Source organism: Rhodococcus sp. P3_B8 (assembly GCF_056402775.1).
This window is the reverse complement of sequence record NZ_JBFUGT010000336.1, coordinates 1-6,798: the sequence shown is the minus strand read 5'-3', so window position 1 is coordinate 6,798 and position 6,798 is coordinate 1. Positions and strand designations below refer to the sequence as shown.

Genomic DNA, 6,798 nt, shown 5'->3' with positions numbered 1-6,798 from the left:
GACCTCGACGACGATCCGTGACCTCGCCTCCGAGCCGATCGTCACTCTCAAGCCGGGCTACGGACTCCGGGGATCGCTCGACGACCTGTTCGCCCGAGCCGGTGCCCTACCCACGATCGCGTTCGAAGGAGAGGACGTGCACACCGTGCACGGCCTGGTCGCATCCGGCTTGGGCGTGGGCATCGTGCCGGCCACGGATACTCCCCCACCCGGGTGCGCGCAGATTCGCCTCGACGATCCCCGAGCCTTCCGCGACATCGGTGCCGCGCGCCTACCCGGTCCCCCGAGCGTCGCGGTCACCACGGTTATCGCTGCCCTCATAACGCTCACGTCGACGGAGAGCGGGGAGACCCCGTGAACCGCGAACATCTCCAACACGATTACGGCCTCCGTTTCGACTGGGGCCTGCCGGGGGCGAAAGCCGTCGGCGCCGACGCCGACGTCGCGGTCGTAGTGGACGTCCTGTGGTTCACCACCACACTCACCGTTGCGGTCGACGCCGGCATCGACGTCCTGCCCTACCGGTGGAACGACGATTCTTCCGAACGCTACGCCCGTGACTCGGACGCGGTCCTCGCCGTCGGACGCAGCCGGGCGGCGAACGGGCAGATCAGCTTGTCGCCGAATACGATTCGACGGACCGCGGCGCCGCGCAGGTTGGTGCTTCCCTCGCCGAACGGATCGACCATCAGCTTCGAGCTCGGCACCGGAACCGGCGTGTGCGTCGGGGCGTCCCTACGGAATGCGACCGCTGTTGCAGACTGGATCGCCCGGCACTGCACGTCGACGTCGGTGGTGTCGGTGATCGCCGCCGGGGAGAAATGGCCGGGCGGCGAACTCCGGCCGGCGATCGAGGATCTGTGGGGCGGGGGCGCCGTGCTGTCCGCTCTGACGGCGATCGGTCGGGGCGCTGACGCGTCGCCGGAAGCCCTGGCGGCCATGACCGCCTGGCGCGGTGTCGCGGTGTCGCGGACCCCCTCCCGCAGTCCCTCGCGGCGTGTGCGTCGGGACGGGAGTTGCGTGCCTCGGGATACCCGCAGGACGTCGTAATCGCCGCCGAGGTGGACCGGAGCACCGCCGTCCCGGTCCTCGAAGATCGCGTCTTCCGAGCGGCTGCGCAATAGAGTGAGCGCCATGTTCGATACCTGGGACGCCGACGCTCCTGGAGTCCTCCGCCTGCCGTCCGGGCGGCTGGTCCGCGGCCGGGGGCTGAGGCGACCACTCCCCGACGGTCCCCTCCCCGATTTCGCCGTCTACCTGCTGGGGCGGACGCCGCCGCCGGTGCAGTGGGACTCACGGTGGGTCCGCTGGCCCGACTTCGCGTTGCCGCGGGACCGCGACGACACCCTCGATGCGCTGGGTGAGGTGTGGCGCCGCGCCGCGACGGAACGGGTGGAGTTGGCATGCGGGGGCGGTCGCGGCCGGACGGGCACAGCCCTCGCCTGCATCGCCGTGCTCGACGGGGTCCCGGCGCGGGACGCCGTCGCGTACGTCCGGCAGCACTACCACCGTCACGCGGTCGAGACACCTTGGCAGCGGCGGTATGTCGGACGGTTTGCCGCGGCACCGTCCTCCTGACGCACCCGACACGAAGACGCCGACGGCCCCGCACGAGATTCGTGCGGGGCCGCCGGCGTGGTGACCGGGAGAAGGCTACTTCTCGGCAGCCGCCTCTTCGCTCTGCTCGGCCGGAGCCGCAGCGCCGTCTTCTTCGACGGGGATAAGCGAGATCTTGCCGCGGTTGTCGATGTCGGCAATCTCGACACRCAACTTCGAGCCGACGCTCACGACGTCCTCGACCTTGGCAATGCGCTTGCCGCTGCCCAGCTTCGAGATGTGCACCAATCCGTCGCGGCCGGGAAGGAGCGACACGAACGCACCGAAGGCGGTGGTCTTGACGACCGTGCCCAGGAAGCGCTCGCCGACCTTTGGCAGCTGCGGGTTGGCGATGGCGTTGATCATGTCGATCGCGGCCTGCGCGGACGGGCCGTCCGTCGCACCGACGAACACGGTGCCGTCATCTTCGATGGAGATGTTGGCGCCGGTCTGCTCGGTGATGGAGTTGATCATCTTGCCCTTGGGGCCGATGACCTCACCAATCTTGTCGACGGGGACCTTGATGGCCGTGACGCGCGGGGCGAACGGGCTCATCTCGTCGGGGGTGTCGATGGCCTCGGCCATGACCTCGAGGATCGTCGCCCGCGCATCCTTGGCCTGCGACAGCGCGCCGGCGAGGACCTTGGACGGGATGCCGTCGAGCTTCGTGTCGAGCTGCAGGGCCGTGACGAAGTCCTTCGTGCCSGCGACCTTGAAGTCCATGTCGCCGAACGCGTCCTCGGCACCGAGGATGTCGGTGAGCGCGACGTAGCGGGTCTCACCGTCGACCTGGTCGGAGACGAGGCCCATGGCGATACCGGCGACCGGAGCCTTCAGAGGCACACCGGCGTTGAGCAGCGCGAGCGTCGACGCGCACACGGAACCCATCGAGGTGGAGCCGTTGGAGCTGAGAGCCTCCGAGACCTGACGGATGGCGTACGGGAATTCCTCGACGCTGGGCAGCACGGGCATGAGTGCCCGCTCCGCCAGCGCGCCGTGACCGATCTCGCGGCGCTTCGGGGAACCGACGCGTCCCGTCTCACCGGTGGAGTACGGCGGGAAGTTGTAGTGGTGCATGTACCGCTTGGTCGTCTCGGGTCCGAGGGAATCGACCTGCTGCGCCATCTTCACCATGTCGAGGGTGGTGACACCCAGGATCTGGGTCTCGCCGCGCTCGAACAGAGCGGAACCGTGGGCACGCGGAACGATGGCGACCTCGGCCGACAGCGAACGGATGTCCGTGATGCCACGGCCGTCGATGCGGAACTGGTCGCGCAGGATGCGCTGACGGACCAGCTTCTTCGTCAGCGAACGGAATGCCGCGCCGAGTTCCTTCTCGCGACCCTCGAAGTTCGGGGCGACCTGCTCGAGGACCTCGACCTTGACCTCGTCGGTCTTGTCGTCGCGCTCCTGCTTGCCCGCGATGGTCAGTGCCGCGCTGAGCTTCTCCGCTGCGGCGGCCTCGACGGCTGCGAACACGTCGTCCTGGTACGCCGGGAAGACGGGGAAGTCACCGGTGGGCTTGGAGGCCTTGGCCGCGAGCTGCTGCTGCGCGGTGCAGAGGCGGGCGATGAACGGCTTGGCGGCCTCGAGGCCCTCGGCCACGATCGCCTCGGTGGGAGCCTGTGCGCCACCGTCGATCAGGGAGATCACGTTGTCGGTGGCTTCGGCCTCGACCATCATGATCGCGACGTCGGCGTCGTCACCGCTGCCGGAGACGATGCGACCCGCGACGACCATGTCGAAGACGGCGTTCTCGAGCTGCTCGACGGTGGGGAATGCGACCCACTGGCCGGCCTTGTTCTCGTCCGAGGTGATGAGCGCGACGCGCACACCGCCGACGGGTCCGGAGAACGGCAGTCCGGCGATCTGGGTGGAAGCAGACGCGGCGTTGATCGCGACCACGTCGTACAGGTCCTGCGGGTTCAGGCTCATCACCGTGACGACGACCTGGATCTCGTTGCGCAGACCGTCGACGAACGACGGGCGCAGCGGGCGGTCGATCAGGCGGCAGGTCAGGATCGCGTCCGTGGAGGGACGGCCCTCACGACGGAAGAACGAGCCGGGGATACGGCCCGCCGCGTACATGCGCTCCTCGACGTCCACCGTCAGGGGGAAGAAGTCGAAGTGCTCCTTGGGGTGCTTGCTGGCGCTCGTCGCGGACAGCAGCATCGTCTCGTCGTCCAGGTAGGCGACGACGGCGCCGGCAGCCTGCTGCGCGAGGCGACCGGTCTCGAAACGAATGGTGCGGGTTCCGAAGGACCCGTTGTCGATCACGGCGGTGGATTCAAACACGCCCTCATCGACCTCTACTGCGGAATTCTCTGTCATCTCTTCTTTTCACTTCCCTCTCGTCTTCGCCGTACCCGCGGGGGCGTTCTCACCCTCCTGGCGAGAACTGCGCACCTGAGGGACATCCCCCTCTCGAGTTCTCGGGATGTCGCTGTGCGGAGGCGGCCGTCGATCGAAGTCCCCCGGACCGTGTCCGGAAGACCACTACCGAAGACCGACACCACATTCTCGGGTGCATACGGTAGTGCTGCCCTCGGCAGCTAACGCCGATAGCCAGCGAGGCCCAGTCTAAGCAAGGCCCCGCCGGCTACCGGAGTGATTTGCGATCGAAATGACCGCTGTGTACGAAACTCAGCGACGCAGGCCGAGACGCTCGATCAGCGAGCGGTAACGCTCGATGTCGACCTTCTGGACGTACTTGAGCAGACGACGACGGCGTCCGACCAGCAGCAGGAGGCCGCGGCGGGAGTGGTGGTCGTGCTTGTGCATCTTGAGGTGTTCGGTGAGATCGACGATGCGCTTGGTGAGCATGGCCACCTGCGCCTCCGGCGAACCGGTGTCGGTCTCGTGCAGGCCGTACTCGCTCAGAACCTGCTTCTTTTCTTCGGTGGTCAATGCCACTGGTTCACTCCTGGTGATGACGTTCGCGTGCAAGGATCGAAACTCGGCGCGGCCACCGCGAACCGCAGCGCACGCCAGCGGTCTACTTTACCAGCTGAAATGGGACGGCTTTACCGCACGTCCTCCGACGCCGCCAGGATCGCACGCGCACGCTCGGCGTCCTTGCCCATCGCGACGATCAGGTCGTCGACCGAATCGAATTTTTCCATCCCGCGGAGCCGCTCCACCAGATCGACGGCCACGTGCTGGCCGTACAGGTCGGCTTCCCGGTCGAGGACGAAGGCCTCCACGGTGCGCGTCCGCCCGGAGAACGTGGGATTGGTGCCCACCGACACGGCGGCCATGTACCGCTCGCCGGAGGTGACCGTGCCCAGGTCGACTCCGTGTCCGAGCACGGTGAACCAGGCGGCGTACACGCCGTCCGCGGGAATCGCGGCATACATGGGCGGCGCGACGTTCGCCGTCGGATAGCCGAGCTGCCGTCCACGACCGTCGCCGTGGACGACGACACCCTCGACGCGGTGCGGACGGCCGAGGGCCTCCGTCGCGGCGGCCATGTCGCCGGCGTCCACGCACGACCGGATGTAGGTGGACGAGAACGTGACCGCGTGCTCCGCGAGCAACGTCACACCGTCGACCGCGAACCCGAACCGGTCTCCGATCTGACGCAGCAGGTCGACGTTGCCCGCAGCCTTCTTGCCGAACGTGAAGTTCTCACCGACGACGACATCCGCCACGTGCAGGCGCTCCACGAGAATCTCGTGGGCGTACCGCTCCGGCGTCAACTTCATGAATTCGGCGGTGAACGGCATGACGCAGAACACGTCGATCCCCAGCTCCTCCGCGAGCTCCGCCCGGCGGGCGAGCGTCGTGAGCTGGGCGGGATGACTGCCCGGACGAACCACTTCCATCGGATGAGGATCGAAAGTCATGAGCACGCTGGGTATTCCACGCGTGCGGGCAGCCGCCACCGCTCGACTGATCAGTTGGGCGTGACCTCGGTGCACGCCATCGAATACGCCGATCGTGAGAACACAACGACCCCAGTCGGCAGGAACCTCGTCGAGACCACGCCATCTCAGCACGAGTGGCAGCCTACGGTGCCGCGCGCCGATGTTCATCTCCGGACCGGGTGTCCGGCCGCCCCGCGCGCCGGCGAAGCGCCACGACCTCGCGGTTCGTGGTCACCCGGGCCGTCCCCCGGCGACGGATCAGGTGTGTCGATGTGTCTCGCCGGTAAGACTTGCCTAAGCTCGATGGCGTGGCCGTGAACAAGAATGACCAGAGCGTGACCGAGGACTCGACCTCCGAGACCGGGGCTCTCTCGGCAGTGGCGCAGGACTACCTCAAGGTCATCTGGACCGTTCAGGAGTGGTCGCAGGAGCGGGTGTCCACGAAATTACTCTCCGAGAAGATCGGAGTGTCGGCGTCCACCGTGTCGGAGGCCATCCGGAAACTGTCCGACCAGGGTCTCGTCGATCACGCCCGATACGGGTCCATCGCCCTCACCGAGGCGGGGCGCGTCGCCGCCGTCGGAATGGTCCGCAGGCACCGCCTCATCGAGACGTACCTGGTGCACGAACTGGGATACGGCTGGGACGAGGTGCACGACGAGGCGGAGGTACTCGAACACGCCGTCTCGGATCTGATGATCTCCCGGATGGACGCCAAGCTCGGCCATCCCGAGCGCGATCCGCACGGCGATCCGATTCCCGCGGTCGACGGCTCGGTGCCCACTCCTCCGRCACGCCAGCTCAGCGACTTCGTCAACGGCGAGAGCGGCCGCATCGCCCGGATCTCGGACTCCGACCCGGCGATGCTGCGGTACTTCGACTCGGTCGGTGTGGCACTGGACGTCACGATCACCGTGCTGGAGCGACGCGACTACGCCGGAACCGTCTCGATCCGGCTCGGCACGCACGACGACTCCATCGAGCTCGGAAACCCCGCCGCCCAGGCCATCTGGCTGGTGTGAACCGCTACCTCAGGGTCGCGGGGCGGACCACCATCACCGAGCTGGCCCGCCGTCCACGTTCCTGGAGCAGCGCGATCGTGTGCCCGCTCGGATCGATGGCAGCGTAGACGCCCTTGATACCGATCGGCTCGAGCCACCGGCCCTGACTGATCGATTCGGCCTCGTCCGCATCGATCTGCCGGTGCGGGAACGCGGTCTGCGCGGCGGCATCGATGTCGAGACTGACCCCCGGCTCCTCGGCCAGCTGTTCCAGCGTGCGCGCGTGCTCGAGCGTGAACGGTCCCACCCGGGTCCGTCGCAGCGAGGTGAGATGT

At 67.6% G+C, this 6,798-nt stretch carries 6 protein-coding genes and 2 pseudogenes; 4 read left to right on the top strand and 4 right to left on the bottom strand.

The features are described from left to right. The 3 genes and pseudogenes from AC1D1G_RS39415 to AC1D1G_RS39405 form a co-directional block, all read left to right on the top strand. A partial coding sequence (locus AC1D1G_RS39415) for a LysR substrate-binding domain-containing protein (RefSeq protein WP_477956305.1) occupies window positions 1-358 on the top strand: 358 nt, incomplete at its 5' end. Next, a pseudogene (locus AC1D1G_RS39410) lies at window positions 355-1,124 on the top strand (2-phosphosulfolactate phosphatase). The gene AC1D1G_RS39415 and the pseudogene AC1D1G_RS39410, both read left to right, overlap by 4 nt. A 10-nt stretch (window positions 1,125-1,134) precedes the next feature. Next, entirely contained in the window at window positions 1,135-1,578 is a 444-nt protein-coding gene (locus tag AC1D1G_RS39405; protein ID WP_317571347.1) for a protein phosphatase, read from the top strand. A 75-nt stretch (window positions 1,579-1,653) separates the two neighbouring features. On the opposite strand, the gene AC1D1G_RS39400 is transcribed toward AC1D1G_RS39405, so the two are convergent. From AC1D1G_RS39400 to AC1D1G_RS39390, 3 genes are all read right to left on the bottom strand, one after another. Then, window positions 1,654-3,927 carry a polyribonucleotide nucleotidyltransferase gene (locus tag AC1D1G_RS39400; protein ID WP_477956304.1) on the bottom strand — a complete coding sequence of 758 codons (2,274 nt, stop codon included), beginning with the start codon at window positions 3,925-3,927 and terminating at the stop codon, window positions 1,654-1,656. A gap of 312 nt (window positions 3,928-4,239) precedes the next feature. Then, on the bottom strand, window positions 4,240-4,509 hold the full coding sequence (gene rpsO / locus AC1D1G_RS39395) for a 30S ribosomal protein S15 (protein WP_005240682.1): 270 nt from the start codon (window positions 4,507-4,509) through the stop codon (window positions 4,240-4,242). A 110-nt stretch (window positions 4,510-4,619) separates the two neighbouring features. Next, the gene (locus tag AC1D1G_RS39390; RefSeq protein WP_025432373.1) at window positions 4,620-5,594 is read right to left on the bottom strand and encodes a bifunctional riboflavin kinase/FAD synthetase; all 975 of its coding nucleotides are present in this window, start codon (window positions 5,592-5,594) and stop codon (window positions 4,620-4,622) included. Between the two features lie 176 nt (window positions 5,595-5,770). On the opposite strand from AC1D1G_RS39390, the gene AC1D1G_RS39385 reads away from it, so the two are divergent. Continuing rightward, window positions 5,771-6,484 carry a metal-dependent transcriptional regulator gene (locus tag AC1D1G_RS39385; protein WP_477956303.1) on the top strand — a complete coding sequence of 238 codons (714 nt, stop codon included), beginning with the start codon at window positions 5,771-5,773 and terminating at the stop codon, window positions 6,482-6,484. Between the two features lie 4 nt (window positions 6,485-6,488). Here AC1D1G_RS39385 and AC1D1G_RS39380 read toward each other — a convergent pair. After that, window positions 6,489-6,798: pseudogene (locus tag AC1D1G_RS39380) on the bottom strand (tRNA pseudouridine(55) synthase TruB); the annotation flags it as partial.